The sequence below is a fragment of the Streptomyces guryensis genome, assembly GCF_021261325.1.
GTDB lineage: Bacteria > Actinomycetota > Actinomycetes > Streptomycetales > Streptomycetaceae > Streptomyces > Streptomyces guryensis.
In genome coordinates, this window is sequence record NZ_JAJSBI010000049.1 from 1 (window position 1) to 21,406 (window position 21,406).

Here is a 21,406-nt window from a genome sequence, read left to right on the forward strand (position 1 = left end):
CCCACACCCAAGCACTTCTCCGCCTGGCCCGACAACGGATCAACGTGCTGTTCGCCATGCTCCGCGACGGCACCTTCTACGAACCCAGAACCCCACGCCTCGCTTGACGAAAGACATAGAGGCCCCCCCCGGCCGGCGCAACGGCGGCGCCGAGCTGCCTGTCCTGCGCCTGCGCCCGAACCCGCGGCGGTCCGGACACCGGCGCGCTCAGGCGCCGGCCCCGCTCGGCTTGTTCAGGAGGGCCAGTTCCTCCTCGCTCAGGCGAAGGGCGCCGGCGGCGATGTTCTCGGCGAGGTGGGCCCGGTTGGCGGTGCCGGGGATGGCCAGCACGTGGGGTCCGCGGTGGAGTGTCCAGGCCAGCCGTATCTGGGCGGGCGTCGCATCATGGGCGCGGGCGACCGCCTGGACACAGGCGTCCTGCTCCTGGGCGGCGGCAGCCTCGCGCCGCAGGCTGGAGATGGCGAAGAACGGCACGAAGGCGATGCTCTGCCTGAGGCACAGGTCCACCAGTCCGCTCTCGTCGGCGCGGCGCCAGTCCAGGCCGTAGGAGTTCTGCACGCAGACCACGGGTGCGATCGCCCGGGCCTCGGCGACGTGCTGCGGCCGGACGTTCGAGAGCCCGAGGTGGCGGACCAGGCCCGCAGCGCGCAGCTCGGCGAGGGCGCCGAAGTGCTCGGCGATCGAATCCCTGCCATCGTTTCGCAGGTTCACCACGTCCAGGTGATCCCGGCCGAGCTGGCGCAGGTTCTCCTCGACCTGGCCGCGCAGCCGGTCGGGGCGGGCCATGGAGAGCCACTCGCCGCAAGGATCGCGCCCCGGGCCGACCTTGGTCGCCACGACCACCTCGTCGCGCCAGGACGCGAGGGCCCGGTTGATGAGCTCGTTCGCGGAGCGCATCGGCGAGAAGTAGAAGGCCGCCGTGTCGATGTGGTTGACACCCTGCTCGAACGCGCCGTGCAGCAGCCGTACGGCGGCATCGCGGTCGATCGCAGTGCCGTCGGAGTTCCCCATCATGCCGTTGCCGGTCAGCCGCATCGCGCCGTAGCCGACACGGTTCACCTCCAGGTCCCCGAGCTTCCAGGTCCCTGCCGCCGCTGCTGCGTTCACCGTGCTCCTTCACCTGTCGGTTCGTCAGGTTCTGGAGTATGAGGCGGCCGCGGGGTGCTTCGACAGGTCGACGGGCTGGGTGAAACGCCACATCCGCATCGGGAACGAACCGTCACCGCACAGCCGTTGAACCTGGCGAGAGGTGCTCGATCAGGCCGCCGTGGAGCCGCGCTTGGATCCGGCGCCGTCCCCGGCAACGACCAGGGTGGTCTTCTTGGAGACGCCGGAGGAGGAGCGGGCCGCCGGCTTGTTCGATGAGCTCGTTCATCTGGTTGCGGCTGAGCTTCTCCAGGGGGCCGGTCACCGCGCCGGTGACCACGACCGTCATGCCGGCCGGCGGCCCGCCCTGCAGCGTCCCCGCTCTGCGTGCTCCCGCCGTCGGCGCCGGCGTCTTCGGTGGCCGGCGCGGGCGGGGTGGCGCCGGGTTCGCTCATGTTCACCCCGGCGGCGGCGAAACGATGAGCGGGGCGAGTCCGGCGAGTTCGGTGACGAGCGAGGGGGCCTTCTCGGTGCCGATGCCCTCGACCTGCTGCATCGTTTCCGCGTCGGCGGCGCGGATGTGGTCCATGGTGGCGAAGTGCCGGGCGATGCGGCGGGACATGGAACGGCCGGTGCCGCGCACCCCGAGCGCGCACAGCACCCGCGACAGCGGCTGTCCCTTGGCCGGGGCGATGGCGGACAGGAGGCTGTCGGTGCTGGTTGCGCCCATCCCCTCCGGAGCGAGGAGCTGATCGCGGGTGAGGGTGAACAGGCCGGCGAGGCCGGTGACCAGGCCGGCCTCGACGAGCTGGACGACGCGGGTGGCGCCCAGGCCTTCGATGTCGAGCTGGTCGCGCGGCCTGCGGCGGTAGGAGAAGGGCGCGACGAGGTGGCAGTTGCGGCCCTGTTCGCACCGCCGGCGTTCCTGGCTGGTGTCGATGCCGGATCCGAGCGCGGGCACACCTCGGGGAAGCCGATGGTCTGCTCCTCCACTCGACGGCGGCGGCCGCGCCATGGGGCTATCAGACGTCGCCAGCAACGACATCGACTACATGGATTTCGAATTCTGACAAGGGAAACCCTGACCGCTTAAGCCTCGGGCACTTGAGCCGAAGGGCGATAGGTGTCAAGGCAGCGTGTTGTCACAAGGACTGTCGGCTCCTGTCAGCGGTCACGGGGTGAGTGCCGTGCGCAGGGTGGTGGCCATCAGATCGATGGCTTCCTTCCCGGCCGGTACCGGGCCGGTGTGGGTGAAGTAGTGGTCGACACCCTCGAAGCAACGGTGGGTGACCGGAACGCCGGCAGCTTCCAGGGCCTTGGCGTATGCATCGCCCTCGTCGCGCAGGCGGTCGTTCTCCGAGGTGATCACCAGGGCGGGCGGCAGACCGGCGAGGTCGTCCGCCAGACCGGGCGACACCAGCGGATGGGCGAGGTCGGCGGGATCAGGGACATAGGCGGCGGTGAAGACCCGCATGAGCTGAGGGGTGAGCAGGGGCTTGACGATGGGGGACTGCTTGGTGGCCGGGTCGGCGAGCTGGTCGAGCGGTGCCGAGTCGATGATCTGGAGGCGGGGCGTGAAGGTGCCGCGGTCCCGGGCGGTGCGGCACACCGCGGCGGTCAGGTTGGCCCCGGCGCTGTGTCCGCCTACGGCGAGTCGCGAACCGTCCCAGTTGTTGGCGGTGCCGTTCTCGGCCACCCAGGCGGTGACGTCGTACGCCTGGGTGACGGGGGCGGGGTAGGGCCGCTGCGGGGCGACGGCGTAGTCCACGTTGATCACCACGCAGCCGGCTGTGGCGGCTATGTAGCGGCAGATGTGGTCGTCCTGCTGGGGGCGGGCAATCACGAACCCCCCGCCGTGGAAGTTGACGTACACGGGGGCAGGGGCTGCGGCGGCGGCCGACGGGCGGTAGACGGTGCACGTCACCGGTCCGGCGCCGGTCTCCACCCGGATGGATTCCGTGCGCTTCGGGATGTCGCTGAAGCGCAGATCCTTGTGCACGCGGCTCATCATTCGGCCGAGCAACAGCTGAACCCCTCTGGCCTGGATTCTGGGCCTGAATGACATGGCTGGACCCCATCGCTGCAAACTTAAAGTATCAGGATTCCTGATAATGGAGGCTCGTCGCTGATCACGCAAGGGACAACCACGAGCCGACTGCCGAAGGGGGGACGGACGCTCCAGGCGTCAGAGGCAGCTCCGCTGTGGCGTTCGGGTGCGACCGGTTCATCTCGTCTCGCTCCGGCATGACTGCCTGGCCTGCTCATCCCGCTGCCCACAGGCGCCTCCAGAACCAGGCCGCGCTGGAGGGTGACGAGGCCTTCGCGGGCGCCTTCACCGCGGTGTGCGCCTGGCGACGGCCGATCAGGCTCATTTGGCGCCACTCCTCAGCAGGCGGCCGGATCATGCGTCGTAGGAGACGTCGTATATGGCCCGCAGTGAGTGACGTGCATCGTGGAATCGCAGGTCACGGTCTGGTGTGAGTGGCGATTCGCGGACTCGTGCCGGTCGGCGGCTGATGTCCATGCCGTAGATCATCGGGCAGGTCCTGTTCCGGCGGTCTGCCGGGTTCGGCTGCGCCCGTGACCGACGCCCGCCTGCGATCCGCCGGCAGGGCGGCACGCTATGAGGCCGCGGGAGGCTGCCGAGATGCAGGAGCGGCAGTGGATCACCGCTCGCCGGAGCGGACTGGACGCCCTCGCCGAGCGGTTGGCCAAGCAGTTGCAGGAGGTGCGGGTCGAGCGGGAGGAACTGGCTATCGCGGAGCGGGTGTTGAATCCTCTGGCCGAGCAGGCCCAGGCCGATGTCGAGGCGGTCGCTCCGGTGTCGGTGGGGGTGGCCGGGAGGGCGGTACTGCTGATCCCGCACCGTAGCGACGCGGCCGACGAGGGTGCGCTGCCGGCCGGCTACCGCAGGATCCTGGCGATCGTGCCAGAGGCGGACGGCCCGGTGCAGGTCAAGTTGGTTGGCGAGCGGCTGGGCCTGGACGCGTCGGTGTGCGGCAGGCTGGAGCCGCTGCGGGCGAAGATGACCAAGCTCGCCGACCGCGGCCGGCTGCACAAGCGCCCTGACGGGCGGTTCACCGCACGTCCATAGCTGGGCGGGGCCGGGGGGCTGCGATCGTCATCCGGCAAGACTCGCCCGATTCCCGACCGGCTTGCCATATACCGATATGGGAATATGATGGCGGCCATGGCACGAGCAGCGACGACGTCGGACGCGTTCAACGCGATCGCCGAGCCGCAGCGCCGGGACATCCTGGCGCTGCTGCGGGCGGGTGAGCGGCCGGTGAGCGACCTGGCCGAGGAGCTGGGGATGAGCCAGCCGGGGGCGTCCAAGCACCTGCGGGTGCTCCGGGAGGTGGGGCTGGTTCGGGTCCGCGGGGCGGGCAAGCAGCGCCTCTACGGCCTGGACGCCCGCGGGCTGCGGCCGGTCCACGAGTGGGTCGGCGGATTCGAGCGGTTCTGGAACGAGAGTTTCGACCGGCTGGACACCTACGTGCAGGACCTCAAGCGGACACGGCAGGAGGAATGACCGATGGCAGGGGCAAGGCAGGAAACGGGGGCGGAGCCGGCGACGGCCGACCGGGAGATCGTGATCTCCCGGGTCATCGACGCCCCTCGGGAGCTGGTGTTCGAGGCGTTCACCGAGGTCCGGCACCTGTCGCGGTGGTGGGGTCCGGACGGGTTCACCACCACCACGCGGTCCTTCGAGTTCCGCGAGGGCGGGGAGTGGGACTTCGTGCTGCACGGGCCGGACGGCACCGACTACTCCGAGTGGATCCGCTGGCTGCGGATCGCCCCGCCGGAGCGGATCGCGCTGCTGCATGGCGAGTCCCGCGACGACCCGAACGCCTTCGAGTCGGTCCTGACCTTCGCGCCGGACGGCGCGGCGACCCGGATCGTGATGCGCACAGTGTTCCCCAGCAAGGAACTGCGCGACCAGGCGGTCGAGAAGTACCACGCGATCGAGGGCGGCCGGCAGACCCTGAGCAACCTGGCGGCCTACGTCACCGAGATCGTCCGGAAGGAGGCGGAGGGCTGATGGCCGGGAAGGTGTTCTTCAGCGTGTCGATGTCGCTGGACGGGTTCATCGCGCCCGAGTCCCTCGGGGACTTGATGGGGCAGCAGTGGATGGAACTGCAGCAGTGGATCTTCCCGCAGCGGTTCTTCCGGGAGAACCTGAAGCTGGGCGAGGGCGGCGAGGAGGGGCGCGACAACGACATCCTGCGGGAGACGTACGAGCGCACCGGCGCAAGCGTCATGGGCAAGCGCATGTTCGACGCCGGCGAGCAGATGTGGCCGGAGGAGGCGCCGTTCCACACGCCGGTCTTCGTCGTGACGCACACCAAGCGTGACCCCTGGGAGCGGCCGGGCGGGACCACGTTCCACTTCGTCAACGACGGCATCGAGACCGCGCTCGACCAGGCCCGCGAGGCCGCCGGCGACCGCGACGTCCGCATCGCGGGCGGCGGCGCGACGATCCTGGAGTACGTGAACGCCGGCCTGATCGACGAGTTCTCGATCGCGCTGTCGCCCGTGCTGTTCGGCTCCGGAATCCGCCTGTTCGAGGGCGTGGACGCGTCCAGGGTCGCGCTGCAGCCGATCCGTTCGGAGCCGTCGTCGCGGGTGACGCACCTGACCTACGCCGTGCACCCACGGTAGCCGCGCCACCACTCCACCCTGGCGATCCGAGCACCCACGGCGCACACGCTCGGATCAGCGGGCCACCAGGGCCAGGGGCTGTGCGGGTCCGCGAAGTAGACCGCGACGCCAGGTGTCGAGCCTGAACTGCGCGTGCTGGGAGAGCTCCTTGCCGCGGTCCCAGGTCAGCGACCGGCGTAGCTGTTCGGGAAGCGTTGTGATCACCGGCGTGAGTGCCTTGTTCATCGACAGTGCGCCATAGCCGGCAAGGGCGGGCCCGTTCTTGGTGCGCGGGATCGTGCCGTGCCCCTCCTCGCGGGGCAGGTGGACCAGCATGGTGAACCGGGTGGTTCGCTCGACCAATGTGCCGATCGCCGACCGGTTGAGCCCGATGATCAAGTCTCCCTCCCAGTGCCCGGGGACGGCGCGGTCGTCTGCCTCGGCCGGACACTCGCTGATCATGACCTCTGGCGAGACCTGGGCCCAGGCCTTGCGCCGGGTGCGGGCGCGCGGGACACGCAGTGCCCGCCCGGTGCGCAGGCAGGCGACCAGCTCGCGTTTGAGCGCGCCGCGGCTCTCGACGTAGCGGGCCTGGTAGATCGCCTCGTGCGAGATGCGGATCGACGCGTCCTCGGGGAAATCGGCCTTCTCCGTCTACGGCTACTTCGCCAAGTGGCAGAAGGACGGCATCTTCGCCCAGCTCAACGGCCTGCTGCGGGAGTTGGTCCGCGAGCAGGAGGGCCGCAGCACCGAGCCATCGGCCTGCGTGATCGATGCACAGAGCGTGAAGACCTCCACCAGCGTCCCCGTCACGAGCCAGGGCATGGACAACGCCAAGAACATTGTGGGCCGCAAGCGGAGCATCGTGACCGACAGCCTCGGCCTCCTGCTCGCGGTCCTGGTCACCGCAGCCAGCGTCCAGGACTCCAACGCTGGCACCCGCCTGCTCGACCAGGTCGCCGCTGACCACCCCACGATCCGCAAGACCTGGGTGGACGGCGGCAACCGCAAGAGCCTCGTCGAGCACGCCGCCGCCCTCGGCATCGACATGGAGATCAGCACCCTCACCCCCGGCACCAGGGGATTCACCCCGATATCCAAACGCTTGGCCGTGGAACGGACCTATGGCTGGCTGATGCTGAACCGCGGTCTGGCCCGCGACTACGAGGCTCTCCCGGCCCGTTCCGAGGCCATGATCCACCTCGCCATGACCGACCTGATGGCCCGCCGCCTCACCGGCGAAGCCACCATCTCCTGGCGCAACCCGACATCACCGGATCAAATACGCATCCCAGGATGAAAGAGAGGGAGGAAACGACCTCTAAGAGGTCGTTTTCATCTATCGCGTCCGCTTATTGGGCAATTTCTTAAGCGGTGGGTGGCGGTGCAGGCGAGGTCGCGGAGTCAGTGGATGTCGGCGAGTGGTGGGAGGTTGCGGATGGGACGGAAAAGGCCGTAATCCTGTCTCATCCCAGGATGCCCGGTCTTCGAGGACGTGTGCTTCGACCGCCGTTGGTGTGCGACTGGGCGCACTCGTTCGCAGCCAGTACGCCGGAAGCATGCCGAAGCGACGCCCGTATCCGAGTGATCTGTCCGATGCCCGTTGGGAGTTGATCGAGCCTGTGCTCTCGGCCTGGCGTTTCGAGCGCCGCGGCCGGGCCCTGGACTTCGGCCGGCCGCCCGAGCACGACCTGCGCGACATCATGGACGCGATCTTGTACGTGGACCGTACCGGGGTGCAGTGGCGCTACCTTCCGCACGACTTCCCGCACTGGAACACGGTCTACGGCTACTTCGCCAGGTGGCAGCAGGAAGGCGTGTTCGCCCAGCTCAATGGCCTGCTCAGGCAACTCTTACGGCAGAAGGAAGGACGGGAGGCCGAACCGTCGGCCTGCGTGATCGACGCGCAGAGCGTGAAGACCTCCACCAGTGTCCCCGTCACGAGTCAGGGCACGGATGCGGGCAAGAAGATCGTGGGCCGGAAGCGGAACATCGTGACCGACACGCTCGGCCTCCTCCTCGCGGTGCTGGTCACCGCGGCCAGCGTCCAGGACTCCGTGGCCGGCACCCGGCTCCTCGACCAGGTCGCCGCCGGTCATCCCGGCATCCGCAAGGTGTGGGTGGACGGCGGCTACCGCCAGCACCTGGTCGAGCATGCCGCCGCCCTCGGCATCGACATGGAAATCACCCAACGCACACCCGGGACCAGGGGATTCACCCCGATACCGAAGCGGTGGACAGTCGAGCGGACCTACGGCTGGCTGATGTTCCACCGCCGCCTGGCCCGCGACTACGAGACCCTCCCGGCTCGCTCCGAAGCCATGATCCACCTGGCCATGACCGACCTGATGGCCCGCCGCCTCACCGGCGAAGCCACCATCTCGTGGCGCGACCCGACATCACCGGATCAAATCCACATCACGGGATGAAACAACGGGAGAAAACGACCTCTAAGGAGGTTGACCTTGCCCAGCCTGTGGGGGTCGTCTTGCCGCGCCGTGTTGATCCCGCTGCCGCAGCCGAGTTGATGCGGGCGGCCGGCCTCGAGCCGCTGGAGGGGTACCTGGGGGTTGCGGCGCCGTGGCGTTGCCGGTGGGGGGAGTGCGGGGGCTCTCGCCTGGAGCTGTTCAAGGACGTCACGCGCCGGTCCGGTAGGGGGTGCAGCGTCTGGGTGGCTGCGGCCAGGCAGGAGGCGCGGGCGCGGCGGGCGGCGGCGAAGAAGCAGGCGATGGCAGCGGTCGCGGTCGCGGTGATGATCGCGGCGGGGTTGGAGCCGCTGGAGCCGTACCCGGGACGCGGGACACCGTGGCGGTGCCGGTGCTAGCGGTGTGATCGTGAAGTGCGGCCTACGTACGGGACGGTCAGGGGCGGTGGTGGGGGGGCCTGTACTGCGGGCGGGAGGCTGCGGCGGCCAAGGGCCGGCGCATCGATGCGGACTACGCGACCGGGGTGATGCGTACGGCCGGGCTGGAGCCGCTGGAGGCCTTCCCGAGCAACAAGATGCATGGCGCTGCCGGTGCCTCGCGCGCGGGGACGAGGTGGCACCGCACTTCGGCACCGTGCAGGCGGCGGTGAAGAAGGCGGGCTCGGATGCCGTCGGGTGCCGGCTGTGCGTGGCGATCGAGCGGGGAGCGCGGCAGAAGGACGGTATGGCGGCGAAGGCCGAGACGGTCATGCGGGAACACGGGTGGGATCCGCTGGGGCCGTACCCGGGCGCGTTGGAGCCGTGGCCGTCCCTGTGCGGCGGGTGTGTTCAGGAGCGTCGGCCCGACTTTCGCGAAGGTCCAGGAACGGGGACAGGACCGGTGCGGCCCGTGCTCGAAGCAGGCTCTCGGTATGCGGTGGCGGGCAGAGGAATCCGGTCGGGCGGTTGACGATCTGGTCAGATACGGGTGGGAGCCGTTGGGTGACTATCCGGGAGTGCACAAGGGGTGGAAGGCCCTGCACCTTGCGTGTGGTCAGATCCGGTATCCGCGGCTCGCTGAGGTGCGGGCGGGGGAAGTGTGCTGCTCGGCGTGCAACGTCTCGGTCCGCGTCAGCGATGAGGAGGCCGAGGAGTTCATGCGGTCTGCTCACTTCCAGCCGCTGGAGCCGTACCCGGGCAGCCAGATGCCTTGGCCGTGTCAGTGTCTGCGTTGCGGCAGCACGGTCGAACCGCGTTTCACCACGGTGCGGAGGGGCGGTGGGTGTTTGGCGTGTTCGAAGGTCATCGGCGGCGACCCGCAGGGCCAACTTCTCGCTCCAGGCCGAGGCGGAGATGCGGGCGGTGGGGCTGGAGCCGTTGGAGCCGTGCCCGGGGACGCTCGCACGGTGGAAGAGTCGGCACGTCGCATGCGGGCGGGTCGTCTTCCCGGTGCACCACCTGGCGAAGTACGGTCGCGGAGTGTGCCGCCAGTGTTCGGGAAGTCCCCTGGTCGAGCCCCACGAGGCCGTAGCGCGGCTGACAGTTCTGGGCTTCCAGCCGCTGGAGCACTACCCGGGACGGCTTCAGGCCGCGTGGCGCATGCAGTGCATCACCTGCGACACCGTGGTCACGAGGGCACTTCAAGGCGCGGGAGGGTGCCGCCCGTTCGGCGCGAACCACGTCCTGCCCGCGCTGGTGTATGTCCTGCATCACCCGCGCTGGAACGCTGTGAAGTTGGGGATCAGCAACATGGGGACCACACGGCTGGCCGATCACAGGCGCGATGGCTGGTTGGTGATCCGGACGCAGTATTTCGAGTTGGGCGCGGACGCCTACGACGTCGAGCAGGCGGTGTTGCACCGGCTGCGCAACGAGATGGGCGTTCCCCCCTTTCTCGACGCCACTCACATGCGCTACGGCGGGGCGACGGAGACCGCAGATGCTGACCTCGTCTCTCCGCTGAAGCTGTGGGGTCTGGTGTGTCAGGCACGGGACGAGATCGACTCCGAGGCGGCCTGAGCGGCTGCGAGCAGGCCGGCTGAGATCGGCTACGCGTCGTCCTCTGCGGCGTCGGGGCGTTCGAGATTCTGGTGCAGCGCGCGCAGCAGTGCGTGGGCGAGGAGTATCGCCGTCAGCGCGAACTCCGGACGGTAGGTGTCGGGCGAGGCCTCGTGCGCTCCGAGGTGGCGGTTGAAGGTGTCCTGGGTGGCGCCGGGCCCGAAGGCGTTCCGCATGCCGGCCAGCACCAGGTAGTGCTTGAACTGCAGGAGCGTGAGGTCGCCCCAGTCGTCCGCGTCGTCCAGGGTGCTGCCGATGGTGCCGTGATGGCTGCCTTTTGTGTACGTCGCTTGCGGGAACGAGCATCGGATCCAGGCGTTGCCGTGCCTCTTCATCGCGGTCTCGAGCACGTTGCCCGCCAGGGCCTGGGCGCCCTCGCTGAAGCCGGCCCGCGCGGTTGAGGTGGCTGCGCCCAGGATGGTGCCCATGCCGGTGAGTGAGTTTGGGGTGGGTGACGAGCTGGAGGCTGGCGGCGACGTCGTCGAGTACGTCGTCGCGGCGTTCGGCGAGGAGGGCGTAGCGCTCCTGGCGGGTGGCGAGGGGAGCAGGGTTTTGACGATCTCGGTCCGGGGGGCCCATGCGAGGCACAGGCCGTCGTCCTCGCCTAGGTCCAGGTTCGTGAAGAGGTCGTCGGTGTCGAGGCCGCTGAGGTTCGCGGGCAGGAAGAGGGCGGCAGCCTCGGCGAGTTGGTCCAGCAGTGCGCGGGGGAGCGACACGCTGCGCACGACGTCGTTGATGCGGCGGTGCCAGTCGTAGATGTCGCTCAGATCGCTCTGCAGCGCCAGAACAGGTTCAGGCCTGGCACTGGCGCCGGGCGTCCAGGGCTGCCTGATAGAGCGCGTTGCCCGGTCCCATGACGCTGTCGATGGCCCGGCGGGTGGACTTCAGGTCCCGGATGTGGCGACGGACGGGCTCAAGCATCTTGTCGATGGAGTTGAGCCACGCGGCGGTCTGGCTGACCGACTCCATGAAACCGGACAGGTCGGCGTGGGTGCTGCTGTCCTGCTGCGGCTCCGCTTCCTGGCCGCCGTCTTCTTCGCCGTCGCCTGCGCCCGGGGTGTCCTCGTCGTTCATGCCCCCATGATTCCGAGTCCGTCACGGGCGGGCACGCGCAATTTTGGCCTGCCGGGCGCGGCGCGCGGAGCCGGATGTGCGTGCGCCCGGCGGGGTGGTGAACCCGCCGACCAAAGAAAGCTGGTCCACGATCAGCCACGTGTCCCCCCGCGCGGTGGCGGGCAGGGCCACATGGTGGCCCTGCCGGTTCAGCTCACGCGAGATCTTCCTCGCCCCGTAGACGCGGTAGTTGGCCTCGAAGACCACGCTGATCTGTTCCTTCAGTTCGGTGTCCCGCACGGTCCTGGCCGACAGCGAGGCGAAAGCCGCCTTCCTGAAGAGCTACCTGGAATCACAGGCCACGGCGTACTGACCGCCGCCTCGTCCCGGACATCGCTGCGAAACGCACCGTCTTGGCGCGGCCGTTCTCGGGTAGTGCCAGGTTGGCGGGGGTGATTCCTGCGCGGTCCGCGAGCTCGCCCACGGACATCTTCCGCTTGGCCGGCATCACATCGATGGCCACGGCGATCGGCATCACATCGCCTCGTCCGACTCCGCCTGCATCCGTGAAGCTTCGCGGTCACGCGCGACAGCCTGGGTGAGCGACATCCGCAGCACGAGCACGATGAGCGTGACTTCTGAGGATGGCCACGCCGACCCCGACCCCGCCCGTGACAGCGGGGCCGGCCGGTCCGTCCACGGCCGGCCCCGCGTCTGGTCACTTCTCGGCGGCGGCGAGGGCGGCCAGTTCGCGATCGACCGCGATCTGGTGCGCCTCGGCGTCCTCACGCGCCTTCCTCGGACTCCAGCGACCCGCCATCACGAAGACGAAGGGCAGGAAGAGCACCTGGCCGCCGACGCAGATCCACCACCAGATGCGCCACTCACCGGGCCCGTCCTTCGACGCCTTCTGGACTTGGGGGCCGTATTCCTGCAGCAACTTGAGCTGCGGCGCAGCCTTCTGCACAACACTCAGGTTCGCCGCACCGACCTCTTTGACGGCGCGGGCGCCCAGCGCGGGCGGCACCGTGGTCGGGGTGTACTTGTTCAGCTCGGCGAAGAGTTGAGGGTGCACGTTGACGATGGCCAGCGCGGGCGCCGCCTGCACGGAGGCGGCCTTGACCTCGCTGCCGTGCTCCACAAGCGGGGTCACGGACGTCACCAGCACCGGGATGAAGGCCGCGGAGACGGCGACAACGATGCGCACCGTCCAGCCCCACACCGCCAGGCCTGCCGCCGTTGCCGCCGGGTTGTGCTTCTCCACGGTCTCGGTGAAGCTCGCCATCCAGGGTGCGTAGGCGATGCCGCTGAAGACGCCGATGCCGATGAACAGCCAGGCGAAGGTGTAGTAGTCGGTCATCTGGTGGGTGGCGCGGGTCGCGAAGATCGCGGTCACCACGATGGAGCCGACCGCGCCGACGATCATGAAGGGCTTGCGGACCTTCAGCCGGTCCGACAGCAGGCCCACCAGGACCAGGGCGATGGCGTTCGCGCCCCAGTACCAGTTGGCCAGCGCGTTGGTGCGCTGCTCGCTGTAGCCGAAGGTGGTCGCGAAGTAGACGACGAAGTTGCCGACCGCCGCGTAGTACAGCAGCAGGAACACGGCGATGGCGAAGGCCGAGCCCAGCACGTCCGGGCGCATCATCTGCCGCCACTCGCCGCGGCGCACCGCCTCGGTGTCCAACCCCCTGGCGCGCGCCTCGATCAGGGCCCGGTCCCGCAGCGACACCATGGTCTGGTCGCGCAGCGCCGGGGACAGCTCGCGCAGCGCGAAGATCGCCACGACGAAGACGACGAACCCTGCGATCGCCGAATACCGCAACTCGTCCTGCCAGGTGGCGCTGTCGAGGGTGTTGCTGGTGACGGTGGTGACCACCAGAGAGCCGATGACCGGACCCATCGTCCAGTACCCCATCGCCGTGGCCCGGCCGAGCTGAGGGGAGAAGTCCCTGATCAGCGCAGGGGTGGCGACCAGCACGATGCCCTCGATGAAGCTGACGAGCGCGAACAGCACCAGATAGGCGCTCTTGTTCGCTGCGTTCGGCAGCCCGAAAAAGACCAGCAGCGAGGCGATCAGCAGCCCGTAGACCACCAGATTCGCCCGGCCCCAGCGATCGGCCAGACCGGCCACGAGCGAGGCGAAGGCCCCGATCGCGTTGCCGATTACCGAGACCCAGACGAAGTAGCGGTACGTCATGTCGAAGTGCGTGATGATCGACGTCGCCACCGCGTACTGGATGTACAGCATGTAGTACAGGACGACGGTGGTGATGACCACGATCGCGAGATACGCCATGCGGCGACCGGTGGGCGGGTAGTCCGCCAGGTCGCGACGGTACAGGCGGGCCAGCGGCCTGCGGGCGTGCACGGCGGGCCCGTCAGGCGTGGGCTTGTCGGCGTCGAACGCCGTCGGTGTGGCGGACATACGGCTCCTCCTGGGGATACGGAAACCGGGTGTTGCGTCACGGCGACGGGGGCTCGGTGCGCCCGGCTCCGAGAGTGTGGCCAGAGGCTAGTACCGACTAGTCGGTATGCCTAGGGGGCGGTGCGAGGTTGTTCACCCGTTGATCACTCCCACCGCCGACGCACCCAACGAAGCCATCCAGGGCGACGGCACAGCTCCGCAACCGCACCTCGACCCGCTCATCGCCGGCCACGACCGAACTCAGCGCGGAGTCCGAGCACCACGCCTCCGGCAACTACGGACTGCTCGACCAGATCGCGGCCCTGGACTGGAAGAGCGGGAGCACAAGCTGGGGGCCTGGATCGGGAATCAGCGGAGCAGGGCCGCGACGCTGACGCCGGAACGGGTGGAGCAGCTATCCGCGATCGGGATGCGCTGGACGTAGGTATTGGAGGGACGATATGCCTGTGATCAACATTCTGGTGCAAGAACCGTTGCCGCGAGCCGAGTGGCTCCAGGAGGAGTCGTGGCAGGCAATTGTCGACCAATATGGGCGTTTTGGTTCCGCGATCGCGGCAAACGATCGGTCCCTAGTCGTAGGTTCGGCGAAGGAGCTTGTCGAGTGTGTCGCGCGCGTCGTCCTCATGGCGCACGGACGCGTGACAGGCGATAAAGACGAATACGACAAGGTCCTCAGTCTCGCGCACACGGTTGTCGAACACGCTGCTGACCACGGTCTGTCGGCGAACGACCCCCTACGACCGATCCCGAACGCCGCGAAGGAGATGGCATCGGAGCTTCGTGAACTGCGCAACCGCTTCGGGACCGGGCACGGCCGTCCTGTTGTACACGAGATCACTGCCGAGGTGGTCGAGGCGTGCGTGCACGGCGCCCTGGTGTGGGTGCGGTGGGCGCTAGCAGGACTTCAGACCGTGCTCCTGGGCGCTGTTGGACCTCTGGTGCATGACCTACGCGGGACCCCCTTCTCCGGAGGAGACCTGGCCGCTCGCCTGGCCGCTTCAACATCGGTCACGTCCGCGGGAGTGGTGTATTGACGGCCACTCGGTGATCTCGTTTTGAGGCTATGCGGTGAGTTTGGTGGGCAGGCCGGTCTCGTGGGTTTCTGACTCGATCGGGTGGAGGCGGACTTTGGCCAGCAGGTCGAGTCCAGTGTAGCGGCGGGCCTCGGTCCACTCGTCGTTCTGCTCGGCCAGCACCGCACCGACGAGCCGGATCAGGGCGGTGCGGTCGGGGAAGATCCCGACCACGTCGGTGCGCCGGCGGATCTCCTTGTTCAGGCGCTCCTGCGGATTGTTCGACCAGATCTGCCGCCAGATCTCACGGGGGGACGCGGTGAAGGCCAGCAGATCGTGCTGGGCGGAATCGAGGTGCTGCGCCGCCTTGGGGAACTTCGCCTCCAGCGCGTCGAGGACGTGCCGCATTGGGCCTGGACCGCGTCGCTGTCGGGCTGTTCGAAGACGGTCCGCAGCAAGGTGGCCACCCAGGGCTGAGCCGATTTCGGAGCCTGGCTCAGTAGGTAGCGGGCGTAGTGGGTGCGGCATCGTTGCCAGGAGGCGCCGGGCAGGACCGCGCCGATGGCGTTGACGAGGCCCGCGTGGGCGTCGGAGATGACGAGCTGCACGCCGGACAGACCGCGGGCGATCAGGGAGCGCAGGAAGGCGAGCCAGCCGGCGCCGTCCTCAGCGGTCGCGATGTCGATGCCGAGGATCTCCCGGTGTCCGTCGGCGTTCACGCCGACCGCGATCAGCGCGTGGACGTTGATGATCCGGCCGCCCTCGCGGACCTTCTGGGTCAGTGCGGCGACCCAGACGAACGGGTAAGGGCCCTGGTCGAGGGGCCGGTTGCGGAACGCGGCTACCTGTTCGTCCAGGTGCTTGGCCATCGCGCTCACCTGGGATTTCGACAGCTGGGTGACGCCCAGGGACTGGGCGAGCTTCTCCACCCGGCGTGTGCTGACGCCGAGCAGGTAGGCGGTGGCGACTACCGAGATGAGGGCCTGTTCGGCCCGGCGGCGGCGTTCGAGAAGCCAGTGCGGGAAGTAACTCCCGCTGCGGAGTTTGGGGATGGCCAGTTCGACCGTTCCGGCGCGGGTGTCCCACTCGCGTGGGCGATAGCCGTTACGGTGGTTGACTCTCTCATCGCTGACCTGCCCGTATTCTGCGTTGCAGAGGGCGTCGGCCTCGGCGGACATGAGTGCGTCGGCGAAGGTCTTGACCATCGCGCGCAGCAGATCGGGACTCGCCGCGGCAAGGTTGTCTTCCGCGAGGGCGTGCAGAGGCAGACTGTCTGGTGCGGTCATCGTGCTGATCTCCTTCGAGCCTTCGACATCTCGAAGATCAGCCGGTGGCCGTTCTTGTATCCGGGCACTCACTCCGCCGCCGGGGCAAACGCCCGGATCAGGTGAGAGCCCGTACACCACTTCTCAGGACGCAACCATTTACGAGGTGGGCTGCGTTCAAGTCCGCGCCCTGTTCCACGACCGCAAGGGGAGAGCCTATGGGGACGCGGTGTTGGTGATGGAGTCACTCGGGCTCTCCTCGGAGGATGTCGGGTGGGTGGAGCACTGGCTGGAGGCTCACCGCCTCGCCGTCGTCTCCCTGTCCCGGGGGCGGCATGTGGCCCTGGTGGTCGAACTGCATCACCTGGCCCGGGTCCTGGGGGATGTCCTGCCCCAGCCGGCCAGAGCGGAGCTGGTGTGCGCGTCCTGGGCGAGAAGCTGGGGAACCCCATCCCACCTAACCGATCGAGAGGCCCTCGTCATGGAGAGCCGATAGGAGATGGCCATCCCCCAACAGACCCGACGTCCCGTCCAACCCCAGCCCGAGGGAGCTACGGGTTCCCCTCGGTGGGTCCATGCCCGTTCTGCGGCCCCACATGGACAGCTGTCCGGCCTTCCTCCGGTTGCCAGGACGTCCCGTCACCTCCAAGCCCCGGGATCCTCGCCGAGGAGGACGCGGGCTCCGTGTGTCCGCAGTAGGTTGGCCGACTATCGGGGAGAGGGGATTCCATGGACGCGCGGACCGGAGAGAGCTTCTACGTTCCGTCCGACGGGCCCAAGGACCGGTTCGTGTCTCCTCCGGGCAGGATGCCCCGGCTGCACCTGATCGAGTACCAGGGGGACCTCCGACTCTGCGAGGACGAGACGGGCCTCCTGGTGGGACCGACGGACCGACGCCTCCACCTGGCAGGCCTATACGCCACGAACGTCCGGGGAGAGCGGTACTACGCGAAGGCCGCCCAGGAGGCCGACCTTCGGCCCGGTCGGCTGGTGCGTCTTGTCCCCGAGCCCGACAACCCGCACGACCCCAACGCCCTCGCGGTCTACCCCGAGCAGGGGTCTGGCCCCGTCGGGTACGTGAACAAAGCGAAGGCCCGCTCGTGGTCGAAGGTCCTGGCCGAGGGAGTCCGGCTCCTAACCGTCACCCTCCGAGGGACCGGTCCGGGGAAACCTTGCGATGCAGTCGCGGTGCTCGCGGCTGATCCGAAGGTCATCGACCACCTGCTTTCCCCACGGCCCATCGGACTGCCCACCCCGGTCTTCCTGCGGAGCCGCTGACCCCGGCCTCCCGAGCTGGCACCTCGCGCCCGCGAGGGTGCTGGTCAGTAATGCACGCGGTCGGATCAGGACTGTCGGTAACGGTGGAATCGCAAGGGCCGCAGGCGAACCGTCTTGCCAGCTCGATCTCGGTACCCTGGCGCCCATGTCGATGTGGAGGGGGAGGCCGTGAGGCGAGGGACATCGGAGTACGAGGCGGCACAGGAGGCCATGGCGGAGATCCTGCTGGAGCGGGCCCGTAACGGGGACTGGCCGATCCAGTACGGGAAGCTGAGCAAGCTCCTGGAGGAGCAGGGCCACAACGTCCCGGCCCACAGCGTGGAGATGGATCATCTCTTGGCCGACGTCTCCCGCCAGGAGAGCCCAGAAGGCACGACGGCGATGCTATCCGCCATGGTGGTGCTCAAGGAGAAGCGGGAGCCCGGCGCGGGGTTCTACCGCCTGGCCCGCGCGGAGTTCGGCCGCAAGGGCGACAACGTGACCATCTGGGGCGAGGAGATGAAGCTCCTGGCCCGTGACTACGGGCGGGGCTGAAGGCGTTCACCAAGCAGGCCCGGCCCTGGGCTCGGGAGCCGACTTGGCTGGCCAACCCAGATGACAGGGCTCTCACCGCTACGGACCGGAGGCCTCTGCGCTTCTCAGCGGCTGCGCCGTACCCTCGGAAGGGACAGTTGCCCGGTCACGTAGAGGGTGAGCTTGTTCCGCTTTGACGGACACCATCGGTGTGGTGGTCAGGCTGCGAGTGCGGTCTCGTATTCGGCAGGGCTGCGGTAGCCGAGGCTGCTGTGCAGTCGGTGCAAGTTGTACCAGCCCTCGATGAAATCGAAGATCGCGATGCGGGCGGCTGCCCTGCTGAGCCAGGTCCTCGTGTCGAGCAACTCCCGTTTGATGGTGGCGAAGAACGACTCGGCGAGCGCGTTGTCCCAGCACTGCCCGATGCGGCCCACCGACAGCTGGATGCCCAACCCCCCTGCCAGAGAGGCGAATTGCTGACTGGTGTACTGACAGCCACGGTCGGAGTGGAAGATCACCGGCCGGGTGGGACGACGCTGTCGGCAGGCTGCCGTGAGGGCGTCGGCGACCAGATCGGTTCGCAGGTGATCGGCCGTCACCCAGCCGATTACCCGGCGGGAGGCGATGTCGATGACAGTGGCCAGATACAGCCAGCCCTCCTCGGTCGGGACGTAGGTGATGTCGCCGCACCAGCGGGTGTCGACGCCGGCCGGGTCAGGCCCGAACTGCCGCAAGATGAGGTCGGGTCGAGTTGCGGCGCGAGGGTCGGGGACAGTGGTCAACTGCCGCCGTCTGCGGTGCCGGCCCTGCAGTCCGGCGTTACGCATCAGCCGGGCGGTGCGGCGGCGTCCGCAGTCCTCGCCCTGTCGTTGCAGGACGGCGTGGACTCGCGGAGCTCCGTAGGTCCCGCGGGAGTTCTCGTGAACTTCCGTGATCTTCTCGGTCAGCTCGGCATCGCGGACCGCCCGCGGACCCGGCTTGCCGCTGCGGCGGGCGTAGAAGGCGGCTCGGGAGACCTGCAGCAGTTCACACGCGCGCTTGACGTTGTGACCGTCTCGCTTCTCCGCCTCGATGAACGGGTGCACCGTCACCGGGTCTCCTTTGCGAAGAAAGCCGTGGCCCGCTTGAGGATTTCCACGTCCTCGCGCAGTCGGCGGTTCTCCCGCCGCAGCGCAGCCAGCTCCTCGCGCTCGCTGCTGGTCAGCCCGTCGCGCTCGCCCGCGTCGGTCTCGGCCTGGCTGACCCACAGCCGCACCGCGGTCTCGGTCAGGTCGAAGTCTTTGGCGACCTGACCCACCGAGCGGTCACCGCGCCGGCACAGCTCGACGATCTCGGCCTTGAACTCCGGCGTGAACGAACGGCGAGGCCGAGGCTTCTTCTTCCCCATGCTCTCCATGATGGACATCCTTCCGGGGCAGAGCCCCTGATCTCAGATGTCCGTCAAAGCGCATCAAGCCCAGTCAGGCCGGTATGGGCAAGGAATGACCAGGGCAGTCGGGGGTTGGCGTTGATGCGGTGGATGCCTTGCTCGGTGGCGTCGGCGACATCGGCGAGGTGGTCGCCGGCGAGGTTGGCGAGTTCACGCTTCTTGAGCGAGGACCACAGCAGTTCCACCGGGTTCAGCTCGGGAGCGTAGGCGGGTAATCGTTCCAAGGTGAGCCAGTCCTGTTCGGCGACCCAGGCCCGCATCGCCCGGCTCCAGTGGGCGGACAGGCCGTCCCAGACCAGGACCACTCGCTCGCCGCGGTAGAACACCTTCACCTGCTCCAGGACCTCGATGAGCCCGGCGGTGTCGTAGCTGCCGGGCTTGAGGTGGAAGCACAGGCGGGCCCCGCGATCGGGGTCGGTGGAGTGGTAGCCCAAGGCTCTGGCCATCGACGCGCGCTTCCAGTTCAGGCGGTGCCGCAGGAGCGGAGTCCGCCCTCGGGGCGAGTAGGTGCGGCGGATCTGAGGGAGCAGGGAGACGCCTGATTCGTCGAGGAAGACGATCCAGGCACGTGTGTTCACGGCCCCTTTTTGATGCGCGGCCACTCGTGCGCGATCCAGCGGGCGATCTCCGACTCGTCCCGCTCGACCGCCCGCCGCTCGGGCCGTTGCAGGCTCCATCCGAGCCGGCCGGTCAGCAGCCGCCACACCGACGCCCTCGACAACACCACCCCGTTGCCCGGGTGACGACTGCGCCGACTCGTTCCAGGGTCCACAGGTCGGCCTCGAAACCATGAGCCTGGGCACCTTGCTCCAACGCGGCCCGGACCATCTCGACCTGGGTGTCGTCCAGCTTGGGTGGGCGTCCGGTGGCTGCCCGTCTCCGCAGGCCCGAAGCACCGTCTTGCTCCCACACCCGCCGCCAACGCCGCACACTCTCGGCACACACCCCCACCGCCCTCGCGATCTCCGCATTCGAGACACCGCCCTCGAACAACTCGCCTGCCCGAACGTGACGTGCCTCCGCCAACTGAGGCCGCGACAAAGGAGGAAGGGAGGAGCCGGCAACCGAAGGTGAAGGTTGGTATGCCACCCCAACAGCCTCCCACTCACACGGCCACCACACCCACCGAACTTACGAAAAGATCAGTAGAGGGCGTCTGAAAAGCCTGTCAGCGGGCAAGTTGCCTGGTAGCGGGGCGGCGGCGCACTTTCGGGGGCTGGGGTGTGCGGGCTGCGTACCTGTTACTCGACTGATCTGTCCGATCAGGAGTGGGAGATCCTCGATCCGCTGGTTCCGGCGGTCAAGCCCGGTGGGCGACCGGCGAAACACACGCGGAGGGAGATCCTCAACGCGTTGGCGTACTGGCTGAGGGCCGGCTGCGCCTGGAGGCTGTTGCCGCATGACCTGCCGCCGTGGCAGACCGTCTACCACTACTGGCGGCGATGGCAGCAAGAAGGCGTGTGGGAGCGGATGTTGACGACGCTGCGTGAACGCGAGCGGGTGCAGCTCGGCCGTGATCCCACACCCAGCGCGGCCATCGTGGACAGCCAGAGTGTCCGGGCCAGCGAGCGCGGCGGTCTGCACGGGTACGACGGCGGCAAGAAGGTCAGCGGCATCAAGCGCCACCTCCTCGTCGACACCCGCGGAACCGTCCTGGTCACCTGCGTGAGCCCGGCCAGCGTCGGCGACCGCGACGGCGCCGTGGTGCTGTTCTCCCGGGCTGCCGATGCCTTTCCGCGTCTGCGGCATGTGTGGGCGGACCAGGGGTACCGCGGTGCCGACTTCCGTGCCTGGGCCCGGGAATCCGCCGGCATCACCGTGGAGGTCGTGCAGCGTCGCGACGGAGGATTCCGCTCGACCTGGGCGAAGGCAGGGACACCGCCTGTGGCAGTGCCCCTCTTCGCGGTGGTCCCGCGGCGTTGGGTGGTAGAGCGGACGTTCGCCTGGCTGGGACGGTGCCGCCGGCTGTCGAAGGACTACGAGTACCTGCGCGTCTGCTCGGAGAACGCCATCTACCTCACCATGGCCATGCTCCTCGTGCGGCGCCTCGCAAGATCAGCCCGCTGACAGGCTTTTCAGACGGCCCTCTAGAACCCAGATCATGACCCTGGTTCGATCGTGGCCGGCCCGACCACGGACCCCTTGTCCGATTCGGCGCGGGCCGCCAGGAACGGGCGTTTCTCCTTGACCGGTTTCGCTACCGGCCGCGGTCAGGCCGCGGACAAGGGGTGGGTGTCCATG

General features: G+C 68.5%; 25 protein-coding genes and 5 pseudogenes. 14 read left to right on the forward strand and 16 right to left on the reverse strand.

Translation table 11 applies throughout. The features are described 5' to 3' along the window. Positions 1 to 207: 207 nt before the first annotated feature. The 3 genes and pseudogenes from LJ657_RS46380 to LJ657_RS46390 all read right to left on the reverse strand — a co-directional run bounded on the left by LJ657_RS46380 (position 208) and on the right by LJ657_RS46390 (position 3,151). A complete protein-coding gene (locus LJ657_RS46380; RefSeq protein WP_232655765.1) occupies positions 208 to 1,107 on the reverse strand; it encodes an aldo/keto reductase in 900 nt (299 codons plus the stop codon). Positions 1,108 to 1,257: 150 nt separating this feature from the next. Continuing rightward, a pseudogene (locus tag LJ657_RS46385) lies at positions 1,258 to 2,085 on the reverse strand (helix-hairpin-helix domain-containing protein); the annotation flags it as partial. A 172-nt stretch (positions 2,086 to 2,257) separates the two neighbouring features. Further along, positions 2,258 to 3,151: an alpha/beta hydrolase gene (locus LJ657_RS46390; protein WP_372488073.1), complete on the reverse strand. Its 894-nt coding sequence runs from the start codon at positions 3,149 to 3,151 to the stop codon at positions 2,258 to 2,260. A 582-nt stretch (positions 3,152 to 3,733) separates the two neighbouring features. Here LJ657_RS46390 and LJ657_RS46395 point away from each other — a divergent pair. The 4 genes from LJ657_RS46395 to LJ657_RS46410 all read left to right on the forward strand — a co-directional run bounded on the left by LJ657_RS46395 (position 3,734) and on the right by LJ657_RS46410 (position 5,748). Further along, positions 3,734 to 4,180 carry a hypothetical protein gene (locus LJ657_RS46395; protein ID WP_232655766.1) on the forward strand — a complete coding sequence of 149 codons (447 nt, stop codon included), beginning with the start codon at positions 3,734 to 3,736 and terminating at the stop codon, positions 4,178 to 4,180. Positions 4,181 to 4,276: 96 nt separating this feature from the next. Continuing rightward, entirely contained in the window at positions 4,277 to 4,618 is a 342-nt protein-coding gene (locus LJ657_RS46400) for an ArsR/SmtB family transcription factor (RefSeq protein WP_232655767.1), read from the forward strand. A 3-nt stretch (positions 4,619 to 4,621) separates the two neighbouring features. Beyond that, positions 4,622 to 5,128, forward strand: a complete 507-nt coding sequence (locus LJ657_RS46405) for an SRPBCC family protein (RefSeq protein WP_232655768.1) — start codon at positions 4,622 to 4,624, stop codon at positions 5,126 to 5,128. Beyond that, positions 5,128 to 5,748: a dihydrofolate reductase family protein gene (locus LJ657_RS46410; RefSeq protein WP_232655769.1), complete on the forward strand. Its 621-nt coding sequence runs from the start codon at positions 5,128 to 5,130 to the stop codon at positions 5,746 to 5,748. The genes LJ657_RS46405 and LJ657_RS46410 overlap by 1 nt, the downstream gene beginning before the upstream one ends. 71 nt (positions 5,749 to 5,819) lie before the next feature. Here the strand turns inward: LJ657_RS46410 and LJ657_RS46415 are convergent. Beyond that, a pseudogene (locus tag LJ657_RS46415) lies at positions 5,820 to 6,369 on the reverse strand (transposase); the annotation flags it as partial. 7 nt (positions 6,370 to 6,376) lie between these two features. On the opposite strand from LJ657_RS46415, the pseudogene LJ657_RS46420 reads away from it, so the two are divergent. The 4 genes and pseudogenes from LJ657_RS46420 to LJ657_RS46435 all read left to right on the forward strand — a co-directional run. After that, positions 6,377 to 7,027, forward strand: a pseudogene (locus tag LJ657_RS46420) (transposase); the annotation flags it as partial. Between the two features lie 259 nt (positions 7,028 to 7,286). Further along, positions 7,287 to 8,156, forward strand: coding sequence for an IS5 family transposase (locus tag LJ657_RS46425; protein WP_232655771.1), 870 nt, complete (start codon positions 7,287 to 7,289; stop codon positions 8,154 to 8,156). A gap of 242 nt (positions 8,157 to 8,398) precedes the next feature. After that, positions 8,399 to 8,551, forward strand: coding sequence for a hypothetical protein (locus LJ657_RS46430; RefSeq protein ID WP_232655772.1), 153 nt, complete (start codon positions 8,399 to 8,401; stop codon positions 8,549 to 8,551). A 1,179-nt stretch (positions 8,552 to 9,730) separates the two neighbouring features. Next, complete coding sequence (locus LJ657_RS46435; RefSeq protein ID WP_232655773.1) at positions 9,731 to 10,150, forward strand: hypothetical protein; 420 nt, start codon at positions 9,731 to 9,733, stop codon at positions 10,148 to 10,150. A gap of 29 nt (positions 10,151 to 10,179) precedes the next feature. Here the strand turns inward: LJ657_RS46435 and LJ657_RS46440 are convergent, their stop codons facing one another. From LJ657_RS46440 to LJ657_RS46465, 6 genes and pseudogenes are all read right to left on the reverse strand, one after another. Beyond that, positions 10,180 to 10,914, reverse strand: a complete 735-nt coding sequence (locus LJ657_RS46440) for a hypothetical protein (RefSeq protein ID WP_232655774.1) — start codon at positions 10,912 to 10,914, stop codon at positions 10,180 to 10,182. Positions 10,915 to 10,981: 67 nt separating this feature from the next. Continuing rightward, positions 10,982 to 11,263: a hypothetical protein gene (locus LJ657_RS46445; RefSeq protein ID WP_232655775.1), complete on the reverse strand. Its 282-nt coding sequence runs from the start codon at positions 11,261 to 11,263 to the stop codon at positions 10,982 to 10,984. 21 nt (positions 11,264 to 11,284) lie between these two features. Beyond that, positions 11,285 to 11,542: an IS3 family transposase gene (locus tag LJ657_RS49285; protein ID WP_372488074.1), complete on the reverse strand. Its 258-nt coding sequence runs from the start codon at positions 11,540 to 11,542 to the stop codon at positions 11,285 to 11,287. Positions 11,543 to 11,594: 52 nt separating this feature from the next. Further along, complete coding sequence (locus LJ657_RS46455) at positions 11,595 to 11,777, reverse strand: helix-turn-helix domain-containing protein (protein WP_232655776.1); 183 nt, start codon at positions 11,775 to 11,777, stop codon at positions 11,595 to 11,597. Then, a pseudogene (locus tag LJ657_RS46460) lies at positions 11,777 to 11,903 on the reverse strand (DUF2975 domain-containing protein); the annotation flags it as partial. The pseudogene LJ657_RS46460 and the gene LJ657_RS46455, both read right to left, overlap by 1 nt. Before the next feature lie 57 nt (positions 11,904 to 11,960). Next, a complete protein-coding gene (locus LJ657_RS46465) occupies positions 11,961 to 13,667 on the reverse strand; it encodes an MFS transporter (RefSeq protein WP_232655777.1) in 1,707 nt (568 codons plus the stop codon). A gap of 106 nt (positions 13,668 to 13,773) precedes the next feature. On the opposite strand from LJ657_RS46465, the gene LJ657_RS49460 reads away from it, so the two are divergent. Both LJ657_RS49460 and LJ657_RS46475 read left to right on the forward strand, forming a co-directional pair. Beyond that, a complete protein-coding gene (locus LJ657_RS49460; protein ID WP_232655778.1) occupies positions 13,774 to 14,091 on the forward strand; it encodes a helicase associated domain-containing protein in 318 nt (105 codons plus the stop codon). Between the two features lie 22 nt (positions 14,092 to 14,113). Continuing rightward, on the forward strand, positions 14,114 to 14,701 hold the full coding sequence (locus LJ657_RS46475) for an abortive infection family protein (RefSeq protein ID WP_232655779.1): 588 nt from the start codon (positions 14,114 to 14,116) through the stop codon (positions 14,699 to 14,701). Between the two features lie 27 nt (positions 14,702 to 14,728). Here the strand turns inward: LJ657_RS46475 and LJ657_RS46480 are convergent. Next, a pseudogene (locus tag LJ657_RS46480) lies at positions 14,729 to 15,966 on the reverse strand (IS256 family transposase). A 217-nt stretch (positions 15,967 to 16,183) separates the two neighbouring features. On the opposite strand from LJ657_RS46480, the gene LJ657_RS46485 reads away from it, so the two are divergent. The 3 genes from LJ657_RS46485 (at position 16,184) to LJ657_RS46495 (ending at position 17,757) form a co-directional block, all read left to right on the forward strand. Further along, positions 16,184 to 16,441, forward strand: a complete 258-nt coding sequence (locus LJ657_RS46485; protein WP_232655780.1) for a hypothetical protein — start codon at positions 16,184 to 16,186, stop codon at positions 16,439 to 16,441. 233 nt (positions 16,442 to 16,674) lie between these two features. Further along, complete coding sequence (locus LJ657_RS46490; protein WP_232655781.1) at positions 16,675 to 17,223, forward strand: HIRAN domain-containing protein; 549 nt, start codon at positions 16,675 to 16,677, stop codon at positions 17,221 to 17,223. Between the two features lie 168 nt (positions 17,224 to 17,391). Further along, on the forward strand, positions 17,392 to 17,757 hold the full coding sequence (locus tag LJ657_RS46495; protein WP_232655782.1) for a hypothetical protein: 366 nt from the start codon (positions 17,392 to 17,394) through the stop codon (positions 17,755 to 17,757). Between the two features lie 197 nt (positions 17,758 to 17,954). Here the strand turns inward: LJ657_RS46495 and LJ657_RS46500 are convergent, their stop codons facing one another. From LJ657_RS46500 to LJ657_RS49290, 5 genes are read right to left on the reverse strand one after another with little or no spacing between them, the layout of a single operon-like run. Next, complete coding sequence (locus tag LJ657_RS46500; protein ID WP_232655783.1) at positions 17,955 to 18,827, reverse strand: IS3 family transposase; 873 nt, start codon at positions 18,825 to 18,827, stop codon at positions 17,955 to 17,957. After that, a complete protein-coding gene (locus LJ657_RS46505) occupies positions 18,824 to 19,132 on the reverse strand; it encodes a transposase (protein ID WP_372488075.1) in 309 nt (102 codons plus the stop codon). Before LJ657_RS46505 ends, LJ657_RS46500 begins: the two co-directional genes overlap by 4 nt. 44 nt (positions 19,133 to 19,176) lie before the next feature. Then, on the reverse strand, positions 19,177 to 19,743 hold the full coding sequence (locus LJ657_RS46510) for a transposase (protein WP_232655784.1): 567 nt from the start codon (positions 19,741 to 19,743) through the stop codon (positions 19,177 to 19,179). Then, on the reverse strand, positions 19,740 to 19,886 hold the full coding sequence (locus LJ657_RS46515) for a winged helix-turn-helix domain-containing protein (protein WP_232655785.1): 147 nt from the start codon (positions 19,884 to 19,886) through the stop codon (positions 19,740 to 19,742). The genes LJ657_RS46510 and LJ657_RS46515 overlap by 4 nt, the downstream gene beginning before the upstream one ends. Then, positions 19,856 to 20,287 (reverse strand): helix-turn-helix domain-containing protein, encoded by a 432-nt coding sequence (locus LJ657_RS49290; RefSeq protein ID WP_372488076.1) that lies wholly within the window; start codon positions 20,285 to 20,287, stop codon positions 19,856 to 19,858. Before LJ657_RS49290 ends, LJ657_RS46515 begins: the two co-directional genes overlap by 31 nt. A 99-nt stretch (positions 20,288 to 20,386) precedes the next feature. On the opposite strand from LJ657_RS49290, the gene LJ657_RS46520 reads away from it, so the two are divergent. Then, positions 20,387 to 21,232 carry an IS5 family transposase gene (locus LJ657_RS46520; protein WP_232655786.1) on the forward strand — a complete coding sequence of 282 codons (846 nt, stop codon included), beginning with the start codon at positions 20,387 to 20,389 and terminating at the stop codon, positions 21,230 to 21,232. Positions 21,233 to 21,406 lie beyond the last annotated feature (174 nt).

Bases quoted from the DNA above. Each gene is read 5' to 3' on its own strand.
- LJ657_RS46395 (WP_232655766.1), top strand. From the start codon at position 3,734: ATGCAGGAGCGGCAGTGGATCACCGCTCGCCGGAGCGGACTGGACGCC.
- LJ657_RS46505 (WP_372488075.1), bottom strand. From the start codon at position 19,132: ATGGAGAGCATGGGGAAGAAGAAGCCTCGGCCTCGCCGTTCGTTCACG.
- LJ657_RS46455 (WP_232655776.1), bottom strand. From the start codon at position 11,777: ATGCCGATCGCCGTGGCCATCGATGTGATGCCGGCCAAGCGGAAGATG.
- LJ657_RS46445 (WP_232655775.1), bottom strand. From the start codon at position 11,263: ATGAACGACGAGGACACCCCGGGCGCAGGCGACGGCGAAGAAGACGGC.
- LJ657_RS46485 (WP_232655780.1), top strand. From the start codon at position 16,184: ATGGAGTCACTCGGGCTCTCCTCGGAGGATGTCGGGTGGGTGGAGCAC.
- LJ657_RS46400 (WP_232655767.1), top strand. From the start codon at position 4,277: ATGGCACGAGCAGCGACGACGTCGGACGCGTTCAACGCGATCGCCGAG.
- LJ657_RS46490 (WP_232655781.1), top strand. From the start codon at position 16,675: ATGGACGCGCGGACCGGAGAGAGCTTCTACGTTCCGTCCGACGGGCCC.
- LJ657_RS46465 (WP_232655777.1), bottom strand. From the start codon at position 13,667: ATGTCCGCCACACCGACGGCGTTCGACGCCGACAAGCCCACGCCTGAC.
- LJ657_RS46410 (WP_232655769.1), top strand. From the start codon at position 5,128: ATGGCCGGGAAGGTGTTCTTCAGCGTGTCGATGTCGCTGGACGGGTTC.
- LJ657_RS46425 (WP_232655771.1), top strand. From the start codon at position 7,287: ATGCCGAAGCGACGCCCGTATCCGAGTGATCTGTCCGATGCCCGTTGG.
- LJ657_RS46435 (WP_232655773.1), top strand. From the start codon at position 9,731: ATGCAGTGCATCACCTGCGACACCGTGGTCACGAGGGCACTTCAAGGC.
- LJ657_RS46390 (WP_372488073.1), bottom strand. From the start codon at position 3,151: ATGTCATTCAGGCCCAGAATCCAGGCCAGAGGGGTTCAGCTGTTGCTC.
- LJ657_RS46405 (WP_232655768.1), top strand. From the start codon at position 4,622: ATGGCAGGGGCAAGGCAGGAAACGGGGGCGGAGCCGGCGACGGCCGAC.
- LJ657_RS49460 (WP_232655778.1), top strand. From the start codon at position 13,774: ATGCCTAGGGGGCGGTGCGAGGTTGTTCACCCGTTGATCACTCCCACC.